The organism is Serratia silvae (assembly GCF_023282985.1).
Lineage (GTDB): Bacteria > Pseudomonadota > Gammaproteobacteria > Enterobacterales > Enterobacteriaceae > Chania > Chania silvae.
The window spans coordinates 97,268-122,851 of record NZ_JAGQDC010000017.1 but is presented as its reverse complement, the minus strand read 5'-3'; the positions used below and the strand labels follow the sequence as shown (position 1 = coordinate 122,851).

At 54.5% G+C, this 25,584-nt stretch carries 19 protein-coding genes and 1 pseudogene; 17 read left to right on the top strand and 3 right to left on the bottom strand.

The window, feature by feature from the left end:
- Nucleotides 1–73: 73 nt before the first annotated feature.
- From KAJ71_RS18825 to KAJ71_RS18815, 3 genes and pseudogenes are all read left to right on the top strand, one after another.
- On the top strand, nt 74–769 hold the full coding sequence (locus KAJ71_RS18825; protein WP_248947089.1) for a gamma-glutamylcyclotransferase: 696 nt from the start codon (nt 74–76) through the stop codon (nt 767–769).
- A gap of 308 nt (nt 770–1,077) precedes the next feature.
- Nucleotides 1,078–1,813 (top strand): annotated as a pseudogene (locus KAJ71_RS18820) (LysR substrate-binding domain-containing protein).
- Nucleotides 1,814–2,232: 419 nt separating this feature from the next.
- A complete protein-coding gene (locus KAJ71_RS18815) occupies nt 2,233–4,038 on the top strand; it encodes a YchO/YchP family invasin (protein WP_248947088.1) in 1,806 nt (601 codons plus the stop codon).
- On the opposite strand, the gene narL is transcribed toward KAJ71_RS18815, so the two are convergent.
- Complete coding sequence (gene narL, locus KAJ71_RS18810; protein WP_248947087.1) at nt 4,035–4,685, bottom strand: two-component system response regulator NarL; 651 nt, start codon at nt 4,683–4,685, stop codon at nt 4,035–4,037. The two genes, KAJ71_RS18815 and narL, sit on opposite strands and share 4 nt — an antisense overlap.
- 9 nt (nt 4,686–4,694) lie before the next feature.
- A complete protein-coding gene (gene narX / locus KAJ71_RS18805; protein WP_248947086.1) occupies nt 4,695–6,479 on the bottom strand; it encodes a nitrate/nitrite two-component system sensor histidine kinase NarX in 1,785 nt (594 codons plus the stop codon).
- Between the two features lie 354 nt (nt 6,480–6,833).
- Here narX and KAJ71_RS18800 point away from each other — a divergent pair, with 354 nt between their 5' ends.
- The 7 genes from KAJ71_RS18800 to narI all read left to right on the top strand — a co-directional run bounded on the left by KAJ71_RS18800 (nt 6,834) and on the right by narI (nt 18,056).
- Entirely contained in the window at nt 6,834–8,231 is a 1,398-nt protein-coding gene (locus KAJ71_RS18800; protein WP_248947085.1) for a NarK family nitrate/nitrite MFS transporter, read from the top strand.
- A 775-nt stretch (nt 8,232–9,006) separates the two neighbouring features.
- Nucleotides 9,007–9,753 (top strand): transcriptional regulator, encoded by a 747-nt coding sequence (locus tag KAJ71_RS18795; protein WP_248947084.1) that lies wholly within the window; start codon nt 9,007–9,009, stop codon nt 9,751–9,753.
- A 265-nt stretch (nt 9,754–10,018) separates the two neighbouring features.
- Complete coding sequence (locus KAJ71_RS18790) at nt 10,019–10,975, top strand: NAD-dependent epimerase/dehydratase family protein (protein WP_248947083.1); 957 nt, start codon at nt 10,019–10,021, stop codon at nt 10,973–10,975.
- A 379-nt stretch (nt 10,976–11,354) separates the two neighbouring features.
- Nucleotides 11,355–15,116, top strand: a complete 3,762-nt coding sequence (locus KAJ71_RS18785) for a nitrate reductase subunit alpha (protein ID WP_248947082.1) — start codon at nt 11,355–11,357, stop codon at nt 15,114–15,116.
- Nucleotides 15,113–16,657 (top strand): nitrate reductase subunit beta, encoded by a 1,545-nt coding sequence (gene narH, locus KAJ71_RS18780; RefSeq protein WP_021805674.1) that lies wholly within the window; start codon nt 15,113–15,115, stop codon nt 16,655–16,657. The genes KAJ71_RS18785 and narH overlap by 4 nt, the downstream gene beginning before the upstream one ends.
- Nucleotides 16,654–17,376, top strand: a complete 723-nt coding sequence (gene narJ, locus KAJ71_RS18775; RefSeq protein ID WP_248947081.1) for a nitrate reductase molybdenum cofactor assembly chaperone — start codon at nt 16,654–16,656, stop codon at nt 17,374–17,376. Before narH ends, narJ begins: the two co-directional genes overlap by 4 nt.
- A gap of 2 nt (nt 17,377–17,378) precedes the next feature.
- Entirely contained in the window at nt 17,379–18,056 is a 678-nt protein-coding gene (gene narI / locus KAJ71_RS18770) for a respiratory nitrate reductase subunit gamma (RefSeq protein ID WP_161712431.1), read from the top strand.
- A gap of 50 nt (nt 18,057–18,106) precedes the next feature.
- Here the strand turns inward: narI and KAJ71_RS18765 are convergent, their stop codons facing one another.
- Nucleotides 18,107–18,289 carry an Rpn/YhgA-type helix-turn-helix domain-containing protein gene (locus KAJ71_RS18765; RefSeq protein ID WP_248947080.1) on the bottom strand — a complete coding sequence of 61 codons (183 nt, stop codon included), beginning with the start codon at nt 18,287–18,289 and terminating at the stop codon, nt 18,107–18,109.
- 375 nt (nt 18,290–18,664) lie between these two features.
- Between KAJ71_RS18765 and KAJ71_RS18760 the strand changes: the two genes are divergently transcribed.
- From KAJ71_RS18760 to KAJ71_RS18730, 7 genes are read left to right on the top strand one after another with little or no spacing between them, the layout of a single operon-like run.
- Nucleotides 18,665–19,672, top strand: coding sequence for a 3-oxoacyl-[acyl-carrier-protein] synthase III C-terminal domain-containing protein (locus tag KAJ71_RS18760; RefSeq protein ID WP_248947079.1), 1,008 nt, complete (start codon nt 18,665–18,667; stop codon nt 19,670–19,672).
- The gene (locus KAJ71_RS18755) at nt 19,669–20,685 is read left to right on the top strand and encodes an NAD-dependent epimerase/dehydratase family protein (protein WP_248947078.1); all 1,017 of its coding nucleotides are present in this window, start codon (nt 19,669–19,671) and stop codon (nt 20,683–20,685) included. The genes KAJ71_RS18760 and KAJ71_RS18755 overlap by 4 nt, the downstream gene beginning before the upstream one ends.
- Entirely contained in the window at nt 20,678–21,484 is an 807-nt protein-coding gene (locus KAJ71_RS18750; RefSeq protein ID WP_248947077.1) for an MBL fold metallo-hydrolase, read from the top strand. Before KAJ71_RS18755 ends, KAJ71_RS18750 begins: the two co-directional genes overlap by 8 nt.
- Entirely contained in the window at nt 21,481–22,767 is a 1,287-nt protein-coding gene (locus KAJ71_RS18745; protein WP_248947076.1) for a F390 synthetase-related protein, read from the top strand. Before KAJ71_RS18750 ends, KAJ71_RS18745 begins: the two co-directional genes overlap by 4 nt.
- Entirely contained in the window at nt 22,764–23,381 is a 618-nt protein-coding gene (locus tag KAJ71_RS18740; protein ID WP_248947075.1) for a phosphatase PAP2 family protein, read from the top strand. The genes KAJ71_RS18745 and KAJ71_RS18740 overlap by 4 nt, the downstream gene beginning before the upstream one ends.
- Nucleotides 23,378–24,496 (top strand): sterol desaturase family protein, encoded by a 1,119-nt coding sequence (locus KAJ71_RS18735; RefSeq protein WP_248947074.1) that lies wholly within the window; start codon nt 23,378–23,380, stop codon nt 24,494–24,496. Before KAJ71_RS18740 ends, KAJ71_RS18735 begins: the two co-directional genes overlap by 4 nt.
- Nucleotides 24,489–25,583 (top strand): fatty acid desaturase family protein, encoded by a 1,095-nt coding sequence (locus KAJ71_RS18730; protein WP_248947073.1) that lies wholly within the window; start codon nt 24,489–24,491, stop codon nt 25,581–25,583. Before KAJ71_RS18735 ends, KAJ71_RS18730 begins: the two co-directional genes overlap by 8 nt.
- The last annotated feature ends 1 nt before the right edge of the window (nt 25,584 follow it).

The window sequence follows — 25,584 nt, the reverse complement described above, 5'->3', positions numbered from 1 at the left end:
CATCCCAAAAAAGAAATTGCATACACAGTGGCGAAGGGTTTAGGGCAATCCTATTCCCAGGAGGTTGTATTAGGTGTTAACTCGAGATTTTCTGCAAAAAGCAGACTGCAAAACGGCATTCGGTACTATCGAAGAGTCGCTGTTGCTGACACCGGAACAGCGCTCGGCCTCATTGACATGTACGCTTTCCAGGCGGCCGGACAATAGCCCGGTATGGGTTTTTGGCTATGGTTCACTGATGTGGAACCCGGTATTTGAATCTGAAGAGGTGCGCCCGGCAACTCTGCAAGGCTGGCACCGGGCATTTTGCCTGCGTTTGACCGCCGGACGGGGCACGCTGCATCAGCCAGGGCGCATGCTGGCTCTGCAAGAAGGGGGGCAAACCACCGGTCTGGCCTTCCGCCTGCCGGAAGAGACACTGCGCGAAGAGCTGGAATTGCTGTGGAAGCGCGAGATGATCACCGGTTGCTATCTGCCAGCCTGGTGTGACCTGATGCTGGACGACGGCAGCGTAGTCACCGCCTTGGTGTTTGTCATGAACCCGCAACATCCGTTATTTGAAGCGGATACCAGCCACCAGGTGATCGCTCCGCTGATCGCCAGCGCCAGCGGCCCGTTGGGCACCAACGCGCAGTATCTGTTTGCCTTGGATAACGAGCTGAAAAATCACGGCATGAAGGATGACTGCATCGGCGATCTGGTCGGTTATGTCCGTCAGTGGCTGCAACAAAACACCTCAGGGCCAATAGGTGGCGAAGCCACGGTCTGACCTCCAGTTACCGTTGGGGCGGCGTATACGCTGCCCCAAATGCCTAATCAACCCTCGCGTTGATATATCTTATCCCTCTAGGTAATAAATTTTTCTGCATAACTTGTTTAACCATGGTGTTTAAATGGTTATTTATCTCATTAATTTTAAAGTCATTTATAATTTTATAACAAGTAGCGCTGAATTTTTAATGATAAAAAATGCACTTAGCATGAAAAGCTATAAGTAAAGATTATTCCTTATTTGTTCTGCCAGCACAGACTCCGTATCAATATTGTTAACGATTTTGGGGAGAAGAAGGGTACGGAATGAATTTTCAGCAATTAAAAATTATTCGTGAGTCAGCGCGTTGCAACTACAACCTGACTGACGTCGCGAATGCGTTATTTACCTCACAGTCTGGGGTCAGCCGTCATATTCGTGAGCTGGAAGAAGAGCTGGGGATCGAGATATTTATCCGCCGAGGCAAACGGTTATTAGGCATGACCGGACCCGGCAAAGAGCTGCTGGTGGTCGCGGAGCGTATCCTCAATGATGCCAATAATATCCGCCGTCTGGCTATTGCGGCCATGTTGGCCTGCGGTGAGGCGGATATCGGTATCGCCAGTGAACGGCTGATGAGTGAAGAGTCATTGGCCGCTTTCCTTTATTACCGCTGGCACCTTGCCGTTGATTACCTACCGCCAGGGGATCACCGGGCGCTCACGGCTGGATGCGGCATTCAAAGCTGCGGGGTTGACGCCGGATATCGCGCTAAGCGCTCAGGATTCTGACGTCATCAAAACCTATGTCGAGTTGGGACTGGGTGTGGGTATTCTGGCGGATATGTCGTTTGAAAAAGAGCGTGATCGTGGGTTGGTGAGCCTCAATGCCGAACATCTGTTTGAGCTTAATACCGTCTGGTTGGGCCTGGAACGCGGTCAGTTACAACGTAACTATACCTGGCAGTTTATCCAGCTATGTAATCCCACCTTGTCGCTTACGGAAATTAAAGAGAAAGTGTTCTCCGATCAGTTGGAACCGGTCATCGACTATCAGATCTGAGGCTGTAATGCGCTGGCATGGTGCAAAGCGCGCCATATCACTGTGCAATAGTGAGGGGGGATTACAGATTGCACGGCAATAACATTCTAAAATCTGTAGCTTGGCAAACTGGCATGCAAGCTGCTTACTTTAAATCGCGGAAACGTTGAGTATCCGCGATGAATTTCAACAGGCGTCCGTGCAGCACGTTTGCCCCAATGGTGGAATGTGCTGTTCGGACGTCTTTTTTTATTGCTGGTAATACCCTTGGTTGAGACTCCCATTAACAGGTTTTTCCGATGGCTTCTTTTTGCCGATCGCTTACCCTATGGCTTCAGGTTGCATTATGCTGTGCGACAGTTTTTTTCTACCGGCCGGAACGGTAGTGTCAACGAGGTGAGTTTGCCATGCGGCAAGGAAGACGAAGGGCAAACGTGGTTATGAGCAAGGTTATTCAGCAAAAGATGTCACAGTTGTTATCCAGCACGCGCTTACTCGGGTTATTAGCACTACCGGTGATAATGTTTAACGCTCAGGCGGAAGCTCCCCCGGCAGTGGCTGGCGTGCCTGACGCTCAGGCAGAGGCACCTGTTGCAGCGAAAAGCGTAGCTGAGGCCACGGAGGAAGCTCCCTCGGTTGGGACGAGCGTGATTGACGACCTGGCTAAAGCGCCACCGACAGCAACAGCAGAAGCTCATGCAGTAGCACCAGCAGCAGAAACCCAGAAGGTAGCACCGGCAGCAACAGCAGACGTTGAGACAGTAGCACCACCCGCAGAGGCCCAGGCTATTGCCCCACCGGCGGTGGCAAATGCGGCTGATATACCAGCTCAAGCGCCTGTGGCCGAGACCCCGATAGAACCGCCTGCGGCAGTAGTCCGCGAGGTTAAGGCCCCGGCATCCCCGGCGCAAGACCTGCCGGAACTGGGCAGCGCTGGCGTCAACGATGCCGAACGGGAAAAAGAGTGGGCTACGCGGGCGAAAAAGCTGGCAGAGCAGAATCTTAACCAGATATCCAGCGAGCGTGCGCGCGCCGGTACCAAAGATTACCTGACCAAGCAGGCTAGCTCGGCCCTACAACAGGAGACCGAGGAGCTACTTTCGCCACTTGGCACCGCTAAACTGTCACTGGCAGTCACGCCTGAAGGGGATTTTACCGGCAGCAGCGGTCAGTTGTTCAGCCCGCTCTATGACGTGGATGGTTTGTTGACCTACAGTCAGGTGGGTTATCTGCAAAAGGCTAACGGTTCACAGGGTAATTTTGGCCTGGGGCAACGGTGGGTGGTCGGGGATTGGCTGCTGGGCTACAACTCCGTGTTCGACACTGATTTCCAGAATCAACGCAACCGTGGGAGCATCGGTGCCGAAGCCTGGGGAGACTATCTACGCTTATCGGCCAACTATTACCACCCGCTATCGTCATATTCTCCGCAGGCAAATAATGCCGTCTTTCTCGGCCGTCCGGCGCGTGGTTACGACATTACTACCCAAGGTTATCTGCCGTTTTACCACCAACTTGGTGCTTCGCTCAGCTTTGAACAGTATCGCGGCGCCAGCGTCGATCTGCTAGGCAATGGCAATAAACAAACCGATCCCAGTGCAATGCAGGTGGGGCTCAACTATACGCCGGTCCCTTTGGTCACGGTCAAGGCCTTGCACAAACTGGATAATGTGGGCGACACCCAGGACAAGGTCGAGCTGGCGATGACCTACCGCCTTGGGGTGCCGCTGATCAAACAGATCTCCCCGTACTATGTGGAACAAGCCAAATCATTGCGCGGTAGCCGTTATGACAGCATCGAACGTAATAATGTGCCGGTGCTGGAATTCCGCGAAAGCAAAACGTTGCAGGTGTTTCTGGCGACGCCGTCATGGAGCCTGAACCCAGGGGAAACGCTGCCGCTGGTGCTGGAGATCAAAGCGGCTAATAAGATCACTGCGGTCAACTGGCAAGGGGATACTCAGGCAGTCAGCCTGACGCCGCCGGCGAATATCAACGATCCGCAGGGTTGGACCTTGACGGTACCCGCGTGGGATGAGACGCCAGGCGCCAGCAATCACTACCAACTGTCCGTCACCCTTGAGGATGAAAAGCAGCAGAAAGCCACCTCAAACTGGATCACGTTGCAGGTTAACGCTCCCCTGAGCTTGTCTATTGAAGGGGAGCCTGGGTTACCGCCGCCGCAAACCCTGCAGCCACCGGCAATCCCGGCGGTTACCGGGCCGTTGCACCCACAGGACAACTAATCTTTCTTATTGCCCAACACCCAAACGGCGGCTTCTACGCGGGATTTGAGTTTCATCTTCTTCAGCAGGTGTTTCACGTGCACCTTGACGGTACTCTCGGTGATCGTCAGTTTGCGGGCGATCAACTTATTTGGCAGCCCCTGCGCGATCAGCTTGAGGATATCGCGCTCGCGCGGGGTTAACTGCTGGATGTCGCGTTCTACCGCCGGGCGGTTTTCCCGCAGGCTGGCCGCTAACACTGGCGTTAATGCTTCGCTCAGCACCATTTGCCCAGCCGCCGCCTGATGCAGTGCCTTGAGTAGTTCCTCTGGCTCCATATCTTTCAACAGGTAACCATCGGCACCGCGTTTTAACGCGTTCACCACATCGTCTTCATGGTTGGATACGCTGAATACCACCACGCGGCCGGAAAGAGCGGTCTGGCGCAGGCGATCCAGGGTTGCCAGGCCGTTCATGCCGGGCATATTCAGATCCAACAGGATCAGGTCGGGATCGTGCAATTCCGCCAGTTCCACCCCTTGTTCACCATTGCTGGCTTCGGCGATGGCTTGCAGCCGTGGGTCCATGCTAATCAACTGCTTGACGCCGTTACGCAACATGGGGTGATCGTCAATCAGCAGTATGGTGGCAGCTTCTTCGGTCGTCATAATATTTCCTTATTCGATAGCAGAGTTATCCGGGCGGAACGTCACCCGTACTTCGGTGCCTCCGCCGCCGCACGGCAAGATTTCACACTGCCCGTGCAGGCTTTTGGCGCGATCGCGCATGATGATTAGGCCGTAGTGATCGGGCCGCTCGCTGATATCCGGCAGGCCACGGCCATTATCGCTGACGCTCAGGGTGACTTCGCCCTGCAGATTAACCACCCGAATCGCGACCTGGCTGGCCTGTGCATGTTGGTGAATGTTGCTCAAGGCTTCACGTGTGATTTGTAGCAGGTGGATCGCCTGGTAGGCCGGTACGCTACGTGGGCCTAATTGATAATCCAGTTCGATGGCGATCCCTAGCCGTTGATTGAATTCCTGCACCGTAGACTGTAGAGCCGCCAGCAGGCCTGGTTCGGTCAGGCGCAGGCGGAAGGTGGTTAACAGCTCGCGCAACTGGCGATAGGCGGTATTGATCTCTTCACGCATCTGTTGCACCAGCGCCAGGCTGGCCGGAGGGAGTTCGGCCCCCTGCATTTGCAGGCAGCTGGTCTGCATTTTCAAGCAGGTGAGGGATTGAGCGATGGAGTCATGCAACTCGCGGGCAATCGCAGCCCGCTCTTCCATCAGCATCAATTGCTGCTGATGGTCGACCTGGCGCTCTATCGCTAATACGCTGGTCAACTGCTCTACCAGGGTATTCATCAACTGACATTGCTCATCGTTTAACCGTTGTTCCGGCGCATGTTGAGCGACGACGATGCCATAATTACCCAGTTGGTCACTCAGGCTCCAGCTAAGGGAAGGGTGCCCCTGACTATGGGGCTGATGTTCGCTTAAACAAGCGCTGCAGACCGGGTTATGGCAATACTCTGGCCTTAACGGTTGGTTGCCGCTTAACTGCAGAAACTGCTCCTGGCTGTTATTTTCATACAGCCGTACCTGGAGGCTATGCAGCGGCGTCAGCGTCTGCAATTGGTTAAGGATCGGCGTCAGGCGGCTACATATCGGCTCGCTGGTGTGCAACTGGCGGCTGGTGCGATACAGAAAGCTCAGTACCTGGTTTTTTTGTTGCAGGTCGGCGGTTTTTTCCGCAACGCGCTGTTCCAGTCTGGCATAAATAGTGGCAAGTTCGTCCGACATGGTGTTTAGCGCGGCACCTAGCGAAGACATCTCATCTTGATGTCCACGCTGGGCAAAACGGCCACTGAAATCACCGCGGCCTACCGCCAGGGCCATCGCCACCAATTGACGCCAAGGGTGCAGTAAACGGCGGCGCAGATAACAGATAGTGCCAACCAGCAGCAGCAGCGTCAGAACAATAAAGCCGCCCTGAACCAGTGTCACCATCAGCAAACGCCGTTCGGTCTGATGATCGATATCGGAAACCAGCTTGTCCAAAAGACTGACAAAATGAGCCACCTGGGGAGCCGCATCGGCGGGGTGTTGTGCTTGGCGCAGCCGTGGTTGTAGCTGGTTCAGCCAATAGTCACGTAACGTTATCAACTGCGGGGTTAGCCCTTCGCGCTCTAGCGCCTGTTGCAAGTCGCGGCTGGTTTCATCCTGAGTCAATCCTTGCATCAGGATGTCACTATGGGCATCCAAGGGCACCTGAGACAGCAGACGGTAACTTTGCATCCGTAGGGAGCCCGCTTTGTTGATGGCATGAGCGTTGCCCTGGATGCTTTGCGACATCCAGGCGGAAATACTCATTCCGGCGATACCCAGTACCCCCAGCAGTAGCATTAGCAGGGCAACCTGGTTAACGATGGAAAGCGGAGCCAGCAGGCGTTTCATCGAGTACGTAATTCCCCTTAGAGCAGCAGCAACCAGAGGATAACAACCAGTCACTCCGGCGGCCAAATGACGGCAATAGCGGCCATTTTTCCTGATCCCCCGGCATAACCCTATACCCCTAACGAAGTACCTCTTAGTTTCCGGTTGCCTGACCCATAGCCAAGCCTTTAGCACCGCTGTGGTATAACCTGCTGAATATCAATAGATTAGCGAGCCTTAACGGGCTACTCACTAAGGGATGTATGGGATTTGTCCGCCGTGGGTTACTTGCTTGCTCGTTGATTTGCGTCAACTTTACCGCTTGAAGGGATCAACTAGGGTGTGCGCAGTTATCACTGTGTTTCTGAGGTTATTATGTCGCAATCTGCAACGCCTTTAGCAAGAAAAACGGGTGCGGTTATTCAGGACTGGCAACCTGAGAACAGCGAATTCTGGCAGCAGAGTGGGCACCGCATCGCCCGCCGCAACCTGTGGATCTCCATCCCCTGCCTGCTGCTCGCTTTCTGCGTCTGGATGCTGTTCAGCGCTGTGGCGGTTAATCTGAACAAGGTGGGTTTTAACTTCACCACCGATCAGCTGTTCCTGTTGACCGCATTACCTTCGGTTTCCGGCGCTATCCTGCGCGTGCCGTATTCCTTCGTGATCCCGATGTTTGGTGGCCGCCGTTGGACGGCCATCAGCACCTGTTTCCTGCTGGTACCTTGCCTATGGTTAGGCTATGCAGTGCAGGATCCGACCACCTCATTCAACGTATTTATTGTTATCTCGCTGTTATGTGGTTTTGCCGGAGCCAACTTTGCCTCCAGCATGGCGAACATCAGCTTCTTCTTCCCGAAGGCGAAGCAGGGGGGAGCGTTGGGTCTGAACGGTGGCCTGGGAAACCTGGGGGTCAGCGTGATGCAACTGGTGGCTCCGTTAGCCATCTCGCTCGCCATGTTTGGTTTTCTGGGCGGCACAGGGCAGACACAGCCAGACGGTAGCCAGCTGTGGTTGGAAAACGCCGCCTGGATTTGGGTGCCTTTCTTGCTGGTGGCAACGCTGGCGGCCTGGTTTGGTATGAACGATTTGGCCGCCTCAAAGGCTTCTTTACGTCAACAGTTGCCGGTACTCAAACGGGGTCACCTGTGGGTTTTGAGCCTGCTGTATCTGGCAACTTTTGGCTCCTTTATTGGCTTCTCCGCCGGTTTTGCCATGCTGGCGAAAACCCAGTTTCCGGACGTGGTGATCCTGCATTATGCCTTCTTCGGGCCGTTCCTTGGGGCGCTGGCTCGTCCCGTGGGTGGGGCGCTTTCTGATCGCTTTGGCGGTATTCGTGTGACGCTGTTGAACTTCATCGTAATGGCCATTTTCGCCGCCTTGCTGTTCCTGACCTTGCCGGGTAGCGCTCATCAGGGGTCGTTTATGGCCTTCTATGGCGTGTTTATGGTGCTGTTCCTCACCGCTGGGTTGGGCAGCGGCTCCACCTTCCAGATGATCGCCGTGATATTTCGTAAAATCACCGTGGACAGAGTGAAAGCCGCAGGAGGAAGCGATGAGTTGGCGCAGCGCGAGGCAGTAACCGATTCGGCTGCGGCTTTGGGCTTTATCTCGGCGATTGGTGCGGCGGGGGGGTTCTTTATTCCCAAGGCGTTTGGCACTTCGCTGGCTTTGACTGGTTCACCGGCTGGGGCGATGAAGATCTTCCTGGTGTTCTATATTCTGTGTGTCGTGGTGACCTGGGGCGTTTACGGTCGTAAAAAGGTTTCACGTTAGTTTATTAATCGGGCGCAGCATGGGGTGCTCCTGCGGTCGAAAATGTGCGACTCCTACCCATTCGGCAACATTGCCACTCTGCCAGTAATCAGACATCCTCCGCTTGTCGGGGGGTGTCTCCCTTCTCAATTTCCACACGCTATTCGTTGACCGCCAGCCGGTGATTTCACCTTTATTTATGTCAAAACTCCGTTGTGTAATGTTTTTCGATGTTTGGTGTTTATCGATATATGTCAATATCGCCTTTGTTTTTTAAGGGGAAATAAGATAATTCCATGTATTGCGATAGGGTTATCTTAATTCATGCTGATTCTAAGGTTGTTTGCCCTAAGCGATAGCTGGCATTGTGCACGAATTACATCGTTGGTTAAAATCCTTTGCGATCATCAGAAAAGAAACGCGGTAACGCTTGGTACTGGGTAGTTTATGCCTGCATAGACCATGGGATTAGGCGGGTAATGAGGCTTACCTAGTGAGTTTCACAACTTCATTTAGTTATGAAAAATGGGTGAAATTTTATTTTTCATCATTAACATCAATAAGTTAAATATGCTATTTTTTTGCATTTCTCAGATTTGATTAAAAATAATACGTATTGTGATGGACATTGGTAGGGCATCGCTCAAGCAAAAAAGCCGACACTGTAAATCGGTAGTTATTGATTGGGTGAAATATAAAGTAAATTTATTTCTCCGAGTTTATATTTAATGTCTTGAAAGTTTTTTCATGTTTCTATACAAATGAGGATGTTGTGAATGCATAAGGGAAATGAAAAGTGGATATTGAAAAGGAAATAAAAATTATAAACTTTGATGTTTTACTCCCCTCCAGGAAGAGTTCACGGCTACGTTGGAAAGAGCTTCAGATACTTTCTCTGCTGGTTACCCGATCGCCTGAGTTGGTGAGCCGGTCAGAAATTATCGAGACTATCTGGAAAGGCACTTATTGCTCTGACTCTACAATAAATCAGACTATTAAGTCTATTCGCCAGAAAATTGGCGACACGGAGCATACTCTCATCAGAACCATTCCACGACTTGGTTATAAGGTGGACAATAAAGCGATTTTTCACTTTATTTCATCAGAGGAACCGGCTGTCGCTGCGGAAGTTATTCTTGGAGGTGATGACGCAGAGAGTGTTAATAGTCATTTCTCTGAGGAGGAAATGAATCATATGGATGGTGAAATTACTGAGAATGCAACGGCGTCAGAAGGTTGTTCATCCATAGCTCCGATTTTAAATGAAACGGCTCTGGTTGATTCCATGCGAAATACGGTAACGCCGTGGGGCAGGATATTGAAGTATCTGTCGGTGTTTATTGTGCTGTTGATAGTTTCGCTCTTATCCTATGCGCTGGGTAGTCGAACCAAACCTGCAGTACAACATGAGTTACCAAACAGCCCTCGTATGGTCTTCTCTTTTTCATTAGACAGCCCTCCCAGTATCAACCCCCAGACGCTGAATTGCGTGTATATCGAAGGGGATGAAAAAGATATGCGGATTGAGTGTAGCGCTCGCTAGCAGGCCCCCTGCGAAGGTGTTTAAGCGATGGGTATTAATAAACTGTACAAGATTATCCCGTAAATCTAAAAAAGTCATACCAATGAGCGTGAGTTAATTAAGCGATTTCACATTTAATCAAACGCTATTGTCGCGGTATAACACTATTTTATCATTTATTAGTTGAAACTTTTAGGTGAAATGCCCAGTCTGGCCGCTAAGCTTTATCCGCTTTTTATGTGGAAAAATGGAGTAGGAAGTATTTTGAGGGACTGAGTGAAAAATTATGGATAAACGTAAAATAGCTATTATTGGTGGTTCGGGTTTTATTGGCTCACGGCTGGTAAAACGCCTGAGCGCCCGCCGCGATTTGGCCGTGAAAATCATCGACGTCGAGCAGAGCCAGCGCTTCCCTCAGTGGTACCAGTATGCTGATGTTACTCAGCCAGAAAGCCTGCGACAGGCACTTGCAGGCTGCGATGCGGTGATAAACCTGGCAGACAAGCGTCAGGGTGCAGTGAGGTCAACCTCGCTTTATTATCAGATCAATGTCGAAGGTGCACGTAACCTATGCATGGTTGCAGCCGAGTTGACGATCAAACAGATCATCTTCACCTCGTCGGTCGCCGTCTATGGCGATGTGGAACAGGAAACCGATGAGGAAGGCCATTTTGCCCCCTGCAGTCACTACGGCAAATCAAAACTGGAGGCGGAATATGTCTATGAGGCCTGGCGCAATGATAGCGATGGCAATAGACTGACGATTATTCGTCCAGCAGTGGTGTTTGGTGAAGGGGATCGTGGCAATGTGTATAAATTGTTCCGTCGGATCGCCAAAAGCCGTCTGGTGATGATAGGTGATGGTCGTAATAGGCGGTCGATGGCCTATGTTGAGAATATCGCTGCCCGCTTGGAATATGCACTCGATCAGCAAGCCGATTATCAGGTAAGCAACTATGCCGATAAGCCAGATCTCTCTATGAATCAGCTGATAGGGGTGGTTACTAACGTTCTCGGCCGTGAAGATAAGCTCATTCACATCCCCTATTTGCCAGGAATATGGGGTATTGCACTGCTTGATCTGGTGGGTAAGATTAGCCGATATAGATTTTCAATTAGCCGTGCCAAGGTTCAGAAGTTTTGTGCCACAGCCCAATTTAAATCCAACGTAGAGCATAATTTTGTTGCTCCCGTCGATCTCAATCAGGCTATCGAGAAAACGGTGAAGCACGAATTCGACTGACGAATAGGTAGGGGGCCGCATGTTGTGCCGCCTATCTTTGTCATTAATCTCGTTCACACATCCGTTTTTCCGCCGCTACCCCCAAATTTCCGCTTCAGGAGGTTTGCCTGACACCTATCTCTGTAAATCCATTATTCTTGTTTTATTACAGTTAGATAGGGGTGATTCTAATTATCATCCTTTAGTGGTATTTCCGCCGTTCCCCACGTTTTCCCTCACTGATTCCCTTGATCGCAATCAAGTTACGTCCGGCAGAGCATCAGTAGCCTTGGCTGCAGATTGAGCAATGTCACTTGGCAACTTCTTACAACAACATACCCGTCGTCTTTCAAGTTTCAGCTTGAAATTCGAGTGTAACGAGCCTTCAGGAGAACTCCGGATGAGCAAATTTCTAGATCGGTTCCGCTACTTCAAGCAGTTGGCCGAACCTTTCTCTGGCGGTCATGGCCAAACGCTAAACACCAATCGCGATTGGGAAGACGGTTACCGCAGCCGTTGGCAGCACGACAAAGTGGTGCGCTCCACCCATGGTGTTAACTGTACCGGCTCCTGTAGCTGGAAAATCTATGTGAAAAACGGCCTGGTCACCTGGGAAACCCAGCAGACCGATTATCCACGCACCCGCCCAGATTTGCCCAACCATGAGCCCCGTGGCTGCCCACGCGGTGCCAGCTACTCCTGGTATCTCTACAGCGCCAACCGCCTGAAATATCCTCTGATGCGCAAACGCCTAATCAAACTATGGCGCGAGGCTAAAGCCCTGCACAGCGATCCGGTGGATGCCTGGGGTTCGATCGTTTCCGACCCGGAAAAAGCCAAAAGCTACAAAGTGGCTCGTGGCCGCGGTGGTTTTGTCCGTTCCAGCTGGCAGGAGGTCAATGAACTGATCGCCGCCTCCAACGTCTACACCGCCAAGACCTTTGGCCCGGACCGCATTATCGGCTTCTCGCCGATCCCGGCGATGTCGATGGTGTCTTACGCGGCGGGAGCCCGTTACCTATCGCTGATTGGCGGCACCTGTCTGAGCTTCTACGACTGGTACTGCGATTTACCACCTGCCTCGCCGATGACCTGGGGCGAACAGACCGACGTGCCGGAATCCGCCGACTGGTACAACTCCTCGTATATCATCGCCTGGGGCTCCAACGTGCCGCAAACGCGCACCCCGGACGCCCACTTCTTCACCGAGGTTCGCTACAAGGGCACCAAAACCGTCGCGGTGACGCCAGACTACGCGGAAGTGGCCAAGTTATGCGACCAGTGGCTGAACCCGAAACAGGGTACCGATAGCGCAATGGCGCTGGCGATGGGCCATGTGATGCTTAAAGAGTTCCATCTGGATCGTGAGGTCGGTTATTTCCGCGACTATGTGCGTCGCTATACCGATATGCCGATGCTGGTGCTGTTGGAGCCGCGTAACGAAGGCTATTACGCCGCTGGTCGCCTGCTGCGCGCCGCCGATCTTGTGGATGGCCTTGGTCAGGAAAACAACCCAGAGTGGAAAACCGTCGCGCTGGATCAGACCAGCGGTGAACTGGTGGCACCACAGGGGTCTATCGGTTTCCGTTGGGGTGAGAAGGGTAAATGGAACCTGGAGCAGCGTGAAGGTAAAGCTCAACAGGATGTGGAGCTGCAACTCAGCCTGCTAGGGAGCCATGATGAGGTGGTTGACGTTGGTTTCCCTTACTTTGGCGGTGCCGAGAGTGAGCATTTCAACAGCGTGGCGCTGGACGACATCCTGCTGCACAAACTGCCGGTAAAACGCCTGCAACTGGCGGACGGAAGCCAGGCGTTGGTGACCAGCGTCTACGACCTGACGCTGGCAAACTACGGTCTGGATCGTGGCCTGAATGATGCCAACTGTGCCAACGGTTATGACGAAGTCAAAGCCTATACGCCGGCCTGGGCGGAACAGATCACCGGCGTATCACGCCATAACATCATCCGCATTGCGCGCGAATTTGCCGAAAACGCCGAGAAAACCCACGGCCGTTCGATGATTATCGTTGGGGCCGGTGTCAACCACTGGTATCACATGGACATGACCTATCGCGGGCTGATCAACATGCTGATCTTCTGCGGTTGCGTTGGCCAAAGCGGCGGCGGCTGGGCGCACTATGTCGGCCAGGAAAAGCTGCGCCCGCAAACCGGTTGGACGCCGCTGGCCTTTGGCCTGGATTGGCAACGGCCTGCGCGCCATATGAACAGCACCTCGTTCTTCTACAACCACTCCAGCCAATGGCGCTATGAGACGGTTGGCACCGAAGAGCTGTTGTCACCGATGGCGGACAAGAGCCAGTTTGCTGGCAGCCTGATCGACCTGAACGTGCGTGCCGAGCGCATGGGCTGGTTGCCATCGGCCCCACAACTGGACACCAACCCGCTGCATCTGGCCGCTCAGGCTAAAGCGGCCGGTCAGACGCCGCTGGATTTCACCGTGGAGAGCCTGAAACAGGGCAACGTCCGCTTTGCTGCCGAACAGCCGGATAACCCGCAGAACTTCCCGCGTAACCTGTTCGTCTGGCGCTCCAACCTGCTGGGTTCCTCCGGCAAGGGGCATGAATACATGCTCAAATACCTGCTGGGGACCGAGAATGGCATCCAGGGCCAGGATCTGGGCCAGCAAGGCGGCGTAAAACCGCAGGAAGTCGAGTGGTTGGATAACGGCGGCGAAGGCAAGTTAGATCTGGTGGTGACGCTTGATTTCCGCATGTCCAGTACCTGCCTGTATTCCGATATCGTGTTGCCTACCGCTACCTGGTACGAGAAAGACGATATGAATACGTCGGATATGCATCCGTTTATTCATCCGCTGTCTGCGGCTGTCGATCCTGCCTGGGACTCCAAGAGCGACTGGGAGATCTACAAGGGTATCGCCAAAGCGTTCTCCGAGGTGTGCGTTGGCCATCTGGGCCAGGAAACCGACATTGTTACGCTGCCGATCCAGCATGACTCCGCTGCCGAACTGGCGCAGCCCTATGGAGTGAAAGACTGGAAGAAAGGCGAGTGTGAGCTGATCCCCGGTAAAACCGCGCCACACATCATGGTGGTCGAGCGCGATTATCCCGCGACCTACGAACGCTTTACCTCGCTTGGCCCTCTGTTGGACAAGCTTGGCAACGGTGGCAAGGGCATCAGTTGGAACACCCAGGCCGAAGTCGACTTCCTGAAAAAGCTGAACTACGTGAAGACCGAAGGCCCGGCAGCCGGGCGGCCGAAGATCGAAAGTGCCATTGATGCGGCGGAAGTGATCCTGTCGCTGGCACCGGAAACCAATGGGCAGGTGGCGGTGAAAGCCTGGCAGGCGCTGAGCAACATCACCGGGCGCGATCACACCCATTTGGCGCTGAACAAGGAAGATGAAAAGATCCGCTTCCGCGATATTCAGGCCCAGCCGCGCAAGATCATCTCCAGCCCAACCTGGTCTGGCCTGGAGGACGAACATGTCTCTTACAACGCCTGCTACACCAACGTGCATGAGCTGATCCCGTGGCGCACCCTGAGCGGCCGCCAACAGCTGTATCAAGATCATGAGTGGATGCGTGCCTTCGGGGAAAGTCTGTTGGTCTATCGCCCGCCGATCGACACCCGTGCCGCGCAGCCGTTGTTGAATAAAAAACCGAACGGCAACAAAGAGAAGGCGCTGAACTTCCTGACGCCGCACCAGAAGTGGGGCATTCACTCCACCTACAGCGACAACCTGTTGATGCTGACTCTGTCACGCGGCGGGCCAATCGTCTGGCTGAGTGAGGACGATGCCAAAGATCTGGGCATTGAAGATAACGACTGGATCGAGGCCTTCAACGCCAACGGCGCGCTCACTGCCCGTGCGGTGGTCAGCCAGCGTATTCCGTCGGGCATGACCATGATGTATCACGCGCAGGAACGCATCGTGAACATTCCAGGGTCGGAAATCACCAGCCAGCGCGGCGGGATCCACAACTCGGTGACCCGCGTGTGCCCGAAACCGACCCATATGATCGGCGGCTATGCGCAGTTGGCGTACGGCTTTAACTACTACGGCACCGTCGGCTCGAATCGCGATGAGTTTGTGGTGGTGCGCAAAATGGACCATATCGACTGGTTAGACGGCGAAGGTAACGACTACGCACAGGGCAGCCAGCAGGAGAAAGCCAAATGAAAATTCGTTCGCAAGTTGGCATGGTGCTCAACCTGGACAAGTGCATCGGTTGCCATACCTGTTCGGTGACCTGTAAGAACGTCTGGACCAGCCGCGAAGGCATGGAATACGCCTGGTTCAACAACGTGGAAAGCAAGCCGGGCATCGGCTATCCCAATGCCTGGGAAGATCAGGATAAGTGGAAGGGCGGTTGGATACGCAAAATTAACGGTAAGCTGGAGCCGCGCATGGGTAACCGCGTTGGCCTGCTGTCGAAGATCTTTGCCAACCCGGACGTTCCCGCGTTGGACGATTATTACGAGCCGTTCGATTACGACTACCAAAACCTGCATACCGCCCCACAGGGCAAGCATCAGCCGATCGCCCGCCCGCGATCGCTGATCACCGGCCAGCGGATGAACAAGATCGAAAGTGGCCCAAACTGGGAAGAGATCCTCGGCGGCGAGTTCGACAAGCGTGCCAAGGATAAAAACTTCGACAACATGCAGAAGGCGATGTACGGCCAGTTCGAAAACACCTTCATGATGTATTTGCCACGCCTGTGCGAGCACTGCCTGAATCCGGCCTGTGTGGCGACTTGCCCGAGCGGTGCGATCTATAAACGCGGCGAAGACGGCATTGTGCTGATCGATCAGGATAAATGTCGCGGCTGGCGGATGTGCCTGACCGGCTGCCCGTACAAGAAAATCTACTTCAACTGGAAAAGCGGCAAATCCGAGAAGTGCATCTTCTGTTATCCAAGGATTGAAGCTGGCCAGCCGACCGTCTGTTCGGAAACCTGCGTGGGGCGTATCCGCTATCTCGGCGTGCTGCTGTACGATGCCGACCGCATTGAACAAGCGGCCGCGACAGAGAACGATAAAGACCTGTATCAGAGCCAAATGGATATCTTCCTCGATCCACACGACCCGGCGGTGATTGAGCAAGCGCTGAAAGACGGTATTCCGCAAGGGGTGATTGAGGCTGCGCAGCAGTCGCCGGTTTACAAGATGGCGATGGACTGGAAGCTGGCGCTGCCGCTGCACCCGGAATATCGCACCTTGCCGATGGTGTGGTACGTGCCGCCGTTGTCTCCGATCCAGTCGGCTGCCGATGCCGGTGAGTTGGCCCATAGCGGCGTACTGCCTGACGTCGAAAGCCTGCGCATCCCGGTGCAATATCTGGCGAATCTGTTGACCGCCGGGGATACCGCTCCGGTGCTGTTGGCGCTGAAACGAATGTTGGCGATGCGCCACTACAAGCGGGCAGAAACTGTGGACGGCGTGGTGGATACCAGCGCGCTGGAGCAGGTGGGGCTGACAGAGGCGCAGGCGCAAGAGATGTATCGCTATCTGGCGATCGCTAACTATGAAGACCGTTTTGTCGTGCCTTCCAGCCACCGTGAACTGGCGCGCGAAGCCTTCCCGGAAAGCAAAGGCTGTGGCTTCAGCTTTGGCGACGGTTGCCACGGCAGCGACAGCAAGTTCAACCTGTTCAATAGCCGCCGCATCGATGCCATCGACGTGACGCAGAAAACCCCGCGCAAGGAGGATGCCTCATGATCGCTCTGCGAATTATTGCCCGCCTGCTGGATTATCCTGAGCAGGCGTTGTTTGACCATCAGCAAGAGCTGGTGGAAGCGCTGGAACCAGCCTGTGAACTGGATTTACATCACAGTGCTCAACTGATTATGTTTATCCGCCGCTTCTGCGCCCGTCCGTTGCTGGATGTGCAGGCGGAGTATTGCGAGCTGTTCGATCGTGGCCGTGCAACCTCATTGTTGCTGTTTGAACACGTTCACGGTGAATCCCGCGATCGTGGCCAGGCGATGGTCGATCTGATGGCGCAATACCGCGAAGCCGGGCTGGAGATCGACAGCCGCGAACTCCCAGACTTCCTGCCGCTGTATCTGGAGTATCTGGCTAGCTGCAACAAAGAGGAAGCTCAAGGTGGATTGCAGGATATCGCCCCTATTCTGGCACTGCTGGGGGCTCGCTTGCAGCAGCGTCAAAGCCCGTATGCTGTGTTGTTCGATCTGCTGCTGGCGTTGTCTGGTACCGCAGTGACCAGCACCAGTCTGGGGGATCAGGTGGCAGATGAAGCCAGGGACGACACGCCACAGGCGCTGGATGCCGTCTGGGAAGAAGAGCAAATAAAGTTCCTTAGTGAGCAGGGCTGTGCTTCGGCGCAGCAGGCAACCCACCAGCGGCGCTTTGCTGGCGCGGTAGCGCCACAGTATCTGGATGTGGGTTCAATGACCACGGCAACCAAAGGACGCTAATCATGCATTTTCTGACGCTTTTCTTCTTCGATATCTATCCGTATATCGCCGGGGCGATCTTCCTGATCGGCAGTTGGCTACGCTACGACTACGGGCAATATAGCTGGCGAGCTGGCTCCAGCCAGATGCTGGATAAAAAGGGCATGCGGCTGGCTTCCAACCTGTTCCATATTGGCATTCTGGGCATTTTTGCCGGGCATTTCCTCGGCATGCTGACGCCGCACTGGATGTATGAATCTTTCCTGCCAATCGCCGTGAAGCAGAAAATGGCGATGTTTGCCGGTGGGGCTTGTGGTGTGATGATGTTGGTGGGTGGCGTGTTGTTATTGAAGCGCCGTTTGACCAACCCACGCATCCGCGCCACCAGTAGCGTGGGGGATATCCTGATCCTGACGCTGCTGGTCGTGCAGGTGTGCCTAGGGCTGTTGACCATTCCGTTTTCTGCCCAACATATGGACGGCAGCGAGATGCTGAAGCTGGTGGCTTGGGCGCAAGCGGTGGTGACTTTCCATGGCGGCGCGGCTCAGCACCTGGAAGGGGTTGCACTGATATTCAAGATCCATATCGTGCTCGGCATGACACTGTTCCTGATATTCCCGTTCTGCCGCCTGGTGCATATCTGGAGCGTGCCAGTGGAATATCTGACTCGCCGCTACCAGTTGGTGCGTAACCGCCGTTAGTTCCTGCATTACCCAGCGGCAAGGTCTGATGGACGTTGCCGCTTTGCTATTTATTGGCTGATTTCTACCAAATCTTCCGTGGAAAGGCCGGTGAGTTGCATTACCATCGTCTGGTCAAAGCCTTTAGCCAGCATGGCACTCGCAATTTTCAGAACTGTTTCCCGCTCTTTCTCGATACCTTTTTGAAGACCGTTCTCAAAGCCTTTTTGCTCGAGATATTCTGCAATAGTCATCAATTCCTCCTCATGCCGTGGTGTACGCTTGGCCAACTCACGGATTAGCCGTGCTTCCTACCTGCAACATATAGTTAATCAACGATATCAGTTGTTCTTTAGTAGTGAATAATGTGACCAGCCTTGGTTTCCCAGAGCAAGGCGAATAGTTTATTCCTATAGATCTCTTTTCGGCGTTGATTTACGCTGTGCCATTAGGTTAACGGCATGGTTTACCAGGTTAGTTAAACGAACGGAATCAATCAGTAAAAATTCCTGTTAGGATTTTCATTATGCTGATGTTAAATAAGGGCTAGATCAAAATAGCGTAAATCGATTGATTAATTACGCGGGATGCTAAGCCAAACGAGTTAGGGATAAGCAGACTGAACACCTATGACCATTGATAACCTGTCCCACCCCGTACTGCCGCTGAAAATCATCGCGACCGGCGCGGCTTTGCCTCCCGGCTGCATCGAATCTTCGGTGTTGGATCGGCAATTGAACAAACCCGTCGGCTATGTAGAAAAACGCTCGGGGATTATTCATCGCTTTCATGCCAGCAATCAGGCCAGCCAGGCCGAACTGGCCGTTGCCGCATTAGATGATGCGCTGGCTCGCCATGCTATCCTGCGTGACTCCATCGATCTGTTGATCTCGGCCTCGGCTATTCCCGTACAGGCATTACCCTTTAGTGCCGCGCATATTCTTAAAATCGCCGGATTACCCTCAGGTACCGCAGGTTTTGATATCAATACCAGTTGCGTCAGCTTTATTAGCGCATTGCAGGTGGCGGCTGGGCTACTCAACGCTGGCGTTTACCGGCGTATTGCCATTGTCTCTGCCGATATTGCCTCGCGCGGTATCAACTGGGAAGATGAAGAATCCTCACTGATTTTTGGCGATGGTGCCGCTTGTGCCATTGTGGAACGCGGTGATGGGCGTAGCGGCATTTTGTCCTACCTGATGGAAACCTACCCGGAAGGCAGCGATTTGTGTGAAATCCGTGCTGGTGGCACACGCCGTAACCCGCGAGCCGGGATGAACGACAGCGATTTCCTATTCCACATGAAGGGCAAGCAACTGTTCCGCCAGGCTTCAGCGCTGATCGAAGGTTATCTTGAGCGCTTGCTGAGCGCTGCAGGGCTTACTTTGCCACAGATTGCCACCGTAGTGCCGCATCAGGCCAGCCATCTCTCGCTGGAACATATGCGCCAAAGGCTGCATGTGGCGCCAGAGGCCTTGGTGGATATCTATCGTTACCGGGGCAACCAGGTAGCGGCGTCAATTCCTTCCGCTTTACATGAAGCGGCGATCACCGACAGGCTGAATGCCAATCTGCCGGTGATGCTGATTGGCACCGCTGCTGGGCTGACCCTGGGCGGCATGGTGCTGCTGCCATGAAAGTCTTGGTAACTGGAGCAACCAGTGGGTTAGGGCGCAATGCGGCCGAGTGGTTATTGGCTGCTGGGCATCAGGTGCATGCCACCGGGCGCGATGAGGACGTTGGCCGTGAGTTGGTGGCGCTGGGGGCAAAATTTACCCCGTTGGATCTGACCCGTGCCGGGACGGAACAGTGCGAACAACTGATGAAAGGTTATGACATCGTCTGGCATTGCGCCGCTAAATCTTCTCCATGGGGCGATCGCAGGGTGTTTTTCCAGGCCAACACTTATGTCACGGAAAAACTCGCCAAAGTAGCCGGGCGTTGCGGCGTAAAACGCTTTATCCATATCTCGACGCCAGCGATCTATTTTGACTTCAAACATCATCACAACATCACCGAAAGTGAATCTGCCCGCCGATTTGCCAACCATTACGCTGCCAGCAAGTATGCTGCCGAGCAGAGCATTGGCGGGCTGCTGCATCGCTATCCGCAAACCACCTACCTGATCCTGCGTCCGCGCGGCCTGTTTGGCCCGCATGACCGAGTGATCGTACCCAGGATCCTGGCCCAGATGCGGCGTGATAAAGGTGTTCTGCGCCTGCCAGGTGGTGGCAGAGCTTATCTGGATCTGACCTTTGTGCTCAACGTAGTGCATGCGATGGATCTGGCCAGCAACCGGGATAATTTGCCTTCCGGCGGCATTTATAACATCACCAACCAACAGCCGCAGCGGCTGGAGGATATGCTGCACCAACTGCTGGCCCAACAGCTAGGCTGGCAATATAGGGTGCAGGCATTGCCTTACCGGTTATTGTGGGCGGTGGCAGGTGGCATGGAATTGATAGCCCATTTTACCGGCAAAGAGCCGATGCTGACGCGCTACAGCGCGGCGGCCGCCTATTTTGATATGACGCTGGATAACAGCCGCGCGATTGAAGAGTTGGGCTACCGGCCGCGTTATAGCCTGGAGCAGGGCATTGAGCTGACCGGGCAATGGATGAAACAGCAGGGGATGGCGGCGCATGGCTAATATCACCACCTTTGAAATCGGCTATTGCACTCACCTTGGCTGCATGGCGCTGCGTGGTTCGCCGATGCGGAGCTGCAAATTTCCCTCCCGCGCCTATCTGCTGGAGGTGGGCGAGCGACGCTGGCTATGGGATACCGGTTATGCCAGCTATTTTCAGCAGTACACCGCCAGCGGTATTTTCCGGCTGTATAGCCAGATTACGCCAGCCTATTTCAACCCACAGCAGGCGCTGCTCGAACAATTGCGTAGCCGGGGGGTGGGCGTAGGTGATATCGAGGCGGTGATTATTTCTCATTTTCACGCTGATCATATCGCTGGTTTGCGTGATTTCAGCAGTCTCAATATGATTTGCTCCGGCGATGGCTGGCAGCAAACTCGAGAGCTGCGTGGCTTTGCCGCCCTGAAGCGGGCATTTATACCGGGGTTGATCCCTGAGGAGTTTGAATCCGCATTGCAGTTTGTGGAGTCATTCCCACGACAGAGTCTGCCAGCCGAACTGGCACCGTTCCAGCAGGGGTATGCGCTGCCAGGCAGCGATGGGCAAATCCTCATCGTGCCTCTGCCAGGTCATGCTGCGGGCCATCTTGGTGCCTTTGTCCAAACCGAAGCCGGCTGGACGCTGCTGGCAAGCGATGCCGCCTGGTCGCCGCTGAACTATCAGCAACTGCGTGGCCCTTCGCGGCTGGCGAACTTGATCATGGATAACCCGCGTAGCTACTACCAAACCCTTGAGGCACTCAACCAATTGCATCACGGCGGTGCGGCGAAGATCCTGCTGTGCCATGAGGGGGATTTATGATCCCGTTGATGACGCTGTGGCACTACCTGCGGGCGCGAAAACTGCATTTTACCGAGCGGGCAGAACTTGAAGCGTACCAGGCGCGCCAGTTGAAACGCTTCGCCCGCCGGGTATTGGCGTATAGCCCGTATTTCCGGCCATACTGTCTGTTACCGTTGAGCGAATGGCCGGAAATGGATAAAGCGATCATGATGACGCATTTTGATCGGATGAATACTGCCGGGCTGCAACTGGAGACGCTATTGGCCTGCGCTGCACGCAGCGAAACCGATCGCGACTTTACCCCTAAAGTCGGCAAATACAGCGTAGGCCTATCGACCGGCACCTCCGGGCGGCGCGGCGTGTTTGTGGTCAGCCCGCAGGAGCAGCAGATCTGGGCTGGCGGCATGCTGGCAAAAATGCTGCCGCAAGGCGTGTTTGCCGGTGAGCGAGTCGCGCTGTTTCTGCGTGCGGACAACAATCTGTATCACAGCGTCAACAACCGCTGGTTGAGCCTGACGTTTTACGATCTGTTTGCTCCCTTTGCCGAGCACTTACCGCAGATTGAGCGGGAGCAACCCACCATTGTGGTCGCACCTGCGCAGGTATTGTGCGCGTTAGCTAATGCGGTCGAGCGGGGCGAGTTACGACTACAGGTGAAAAAGGTGATCTCGGTGGCCGAGGTGCTGGAGCCGCAGGATCGCCAACTGCTAAAGCGGGTATTTACCGACGTGGGTGAAGTCTATCAGGCTACCGAAGGTTTTCTGGCTGCCACTTGTAGCCACGGCACCTTGCATCTGAACGAAGAGTTTATTCACGTGGAACCACAGTGGATCGACGAGCAGCGCTTTACCCCGCTGATCACCGACTTTATTCGCCGTACGCAGCCGATCGTGCGTTATCGGCTGGATGATATTTTGGTACGGCGTGTGGAGCCTTGCCCATGCGGCCAGGCCAGCATGGCGTTGGAGCGGATTGAAGGGCGCTGTGACGATCAACTTTTGCTGCCAGGATTGCAGGGCATAGCGCAGCGAGTCTTTGCCGATCTGTGCCGCCGTGTGATTGCCAACGCGTTGCCCGCTGTGGCGGATTATCGCCTGACCCAGTTAACTAGCCAACGGCTGCACCTGAAGGCTGACTGTAGCCCTGCCGAGTTGGAACATTGCCAGCAGCAACTGATTGCGCTGTTTGCCCAGCAAGGTATCGCGGTGCAGCAACTGGAGTGGCAACTGACCGCGCAAAGTATCATGCCGCAGTTCGATGCTAAACGCCGTCGCATCGTGCGTTTGCCGGAGGCACCATGAAAGAGGTGATCTATCGCCTATGGCAAATGCTGCTGGGCTGGGGCTTTGTTGGCCTGATTTATAACGCTACTGACCGATGGCAAGGCGCGGGTTATCAGCTGACGCCGAGTTGGCTGGATCGCGCCATTCCCTTCAGCCCACATGCCATCTGGCTATACCTGTCTTTTTTCCTGATCGTTCCGCTGTGTTATCTGCTGTGCCCGCTGAGCCGGATCAAGTGGCTTAGAAGCTCAATGCAGCTTGCCGCTATTGTTGCGGGGGCCATCTATCTGCTGTGGCCGACGACGATGGACTACCCGGTCGATCAGGGCAGTTCACTCAGCTCTACCATGCTGGCGGTATTGATCGGGATTGATTCAAAACAAAACTGCTTACCCTCTTTGCATATAGCCTTGACGGCCTTGGCCGTGTGGGCCGTGGCGGACAGTCGGAAAAAATGGCGCAGCATACTGTTGTCGGTTTGGGGATTGGCGATTGCCTTCTCAATCCTGCAACTGCGCCGTCACCTGTTGGTGGATTTGCTCAGTGGGGCGGTGTTGGCCGTGGCCGTCGGCTATGCCTGCCAGCATGTTAGATGGATTGTCAGTGATTTACGTCAGGGAGAGCGACCATGACCGATCTGGTAATACCGATAATATTTATGCTGTGTGTGGTGCTGGGTGAAGCCCTGTGGCTGCAAAAGCGCAACCGGGGCAGCGTTGATTGGCACGATGTGATCTTCAACCTCAACTCCGGGCATATCATGCTGTGGCTGTTCCGGGGGCTGGAGATTTTCTGCTATGGCTATGTGGCGACCCATTACAGCCTGGGCCTGGTAGATGGCTGGCCTGTCGCGCTGGTGTGGTTGTTTGCCCTGCTGGCGTGGGACTTTGGTTTTTACTGGTTACACCGTCTGCATCACCGTTTCCGCTTGCTGTGGGCGGTGCATGTGGTACATCACCAGGGCGAGCATTTCAACCTTTCGCTAGGCGTGCGTAACTCGTGGTATTCGTCATTAACGTCGATCCCGTTCTTTATGCTGCTGGCGTTGGCCGGTGTGCCGCTTTCGGTGTTTATCACCGTATCGATCCTGCATTACGGCATTCAGCTGTTTAACCATAATGCGCTGACCCCAAAACTGGGCTTGCTGGAAAAAATCTTCGTTACTCCGGCGCACCATCGGGTGCATCACGTCAACGATCTGGCCTATTGCAACCGTAATTTTGGCGGTAGCTTTATCTTCTGGGACAAGCTGTTTGGCACCTTTGGCCCGTCGCTGCCGACCGAGCCTTTCGCCTATGGCGTACGCGGGGAAAAATCTTCGGTTAACCCGTTCTGGGCCAGTAATCAGCCGTTTTTACGCTACTTCAAACTGCCTTTCAAACCCTCGGCCAAAAGTGCCCGTTTCCGCAGCTCCGCCTGGTGCATGGTGAGTGGTGCGTTGCTGCTGTTCGCCCTGGTACTGGGTTACGTGTATCGTTTCGGGTACGGCTACAACGGCCTGACCGGCGAGCAGGCGGCACTGTTTATGCTGCTGGCGGTAGGCGCGGTGGCGCTGGGTGGGATTGCAGAAGGCCGTAGCTGGGGCGTAAAGGTCTGGTTGCTGGTGGCGTTGGCCGCTCCACTGCTGTTGCTGCTGGCGCTGGATTGGCACCAACCTTACTGGTGGCTGATGACCTGCGGCATTGCCATGCATGGCTGCGCCGTCGCCGCTGGCTGGGGACGCCAGAAGGAGGCTGCACATGGCTGATCCGTTGCCGCCACTCTCTTTCCCTGCTGATGGGGAACAGGCGTTTCATCGTGAACTGAAACGCCGGGCCCATGCTTATCTGAGCGGCCGTAACGATCACCGCTTTGCCGATGTGGCCCGTTGGGCCAAGGCTATCGTCCTGCTGTTATTGTGCGTGGGGTTTTACCTGCTCAGCCTGATGCAGCAGCAGGGGCTGGCGTTTATGCTGTGCTACTTTACCTTTGTCATGATGGGCATGTTGCTGAACGTCAACGTCAATCATGACGCTTCGCATAATGCGTTCGCCCGGACTCCATGGGTGAATCGCCTGGCGGGGCGTTTGGTGACGATCCCATTGGGGGTCGATCCAGATTACTGGCGGACGCGGCACGTCAACTATCACCATGTGTATGCCAACGTTGAACATTACGATCTGGACACCGAAGAGAACGGCTTTTTCCGCCAGACGCCGTTCCAGCAATGGCGAGCGCACATGCGCTATCAGTATCTTTACTGGCCGCTGATTGCCGCCTTGTCGTTGCCCTATATTGCGCTGGTGTTTGATTGGTCAGACCGGTTGGGCAAAACACCGTTGGCCGCCGAGGGTGTGTTGGCTGGGCGCAAGGGCTGGGCAGTGTTTATTGCCAGCAAACTGTGCCACATCGTGGTGGTGCTGGTGATCCCGTTGGTGGTTTGCCAGCAACACGGCATTGGCTGGCAAACGGTGCTGATCGCTTATCTGTTGAGCCAGATGCTGGCCTCGCTGCTGGTGGTGTTCTTACTGCTGGGTACCCACTGGGCGCAGGCTGAGTTTTACCCGGTGCCTGAGGGGAGCCAAATGCCGCAGGGCTGGTATCGGCACAACTTTGCCACCGCCTGCGACTGGGAAACCTCGCCAAAGTGGCTGCATCACCTGACCGGCGGGTTGAATTATCATCTCACCCACCATCTGTTCCCCGGCTGGAATCACCGCCATTATCCGGCGCTGGCCGCCATACTGGCCGAGCTTGCGCCACGCTATGGCATGGATTATCGCTGCATCGGCTATCGCGAACTGTTGCAACAGCAGCAACGTTTCCTACGTACGATGGGGCAACAGCCTCTATGAA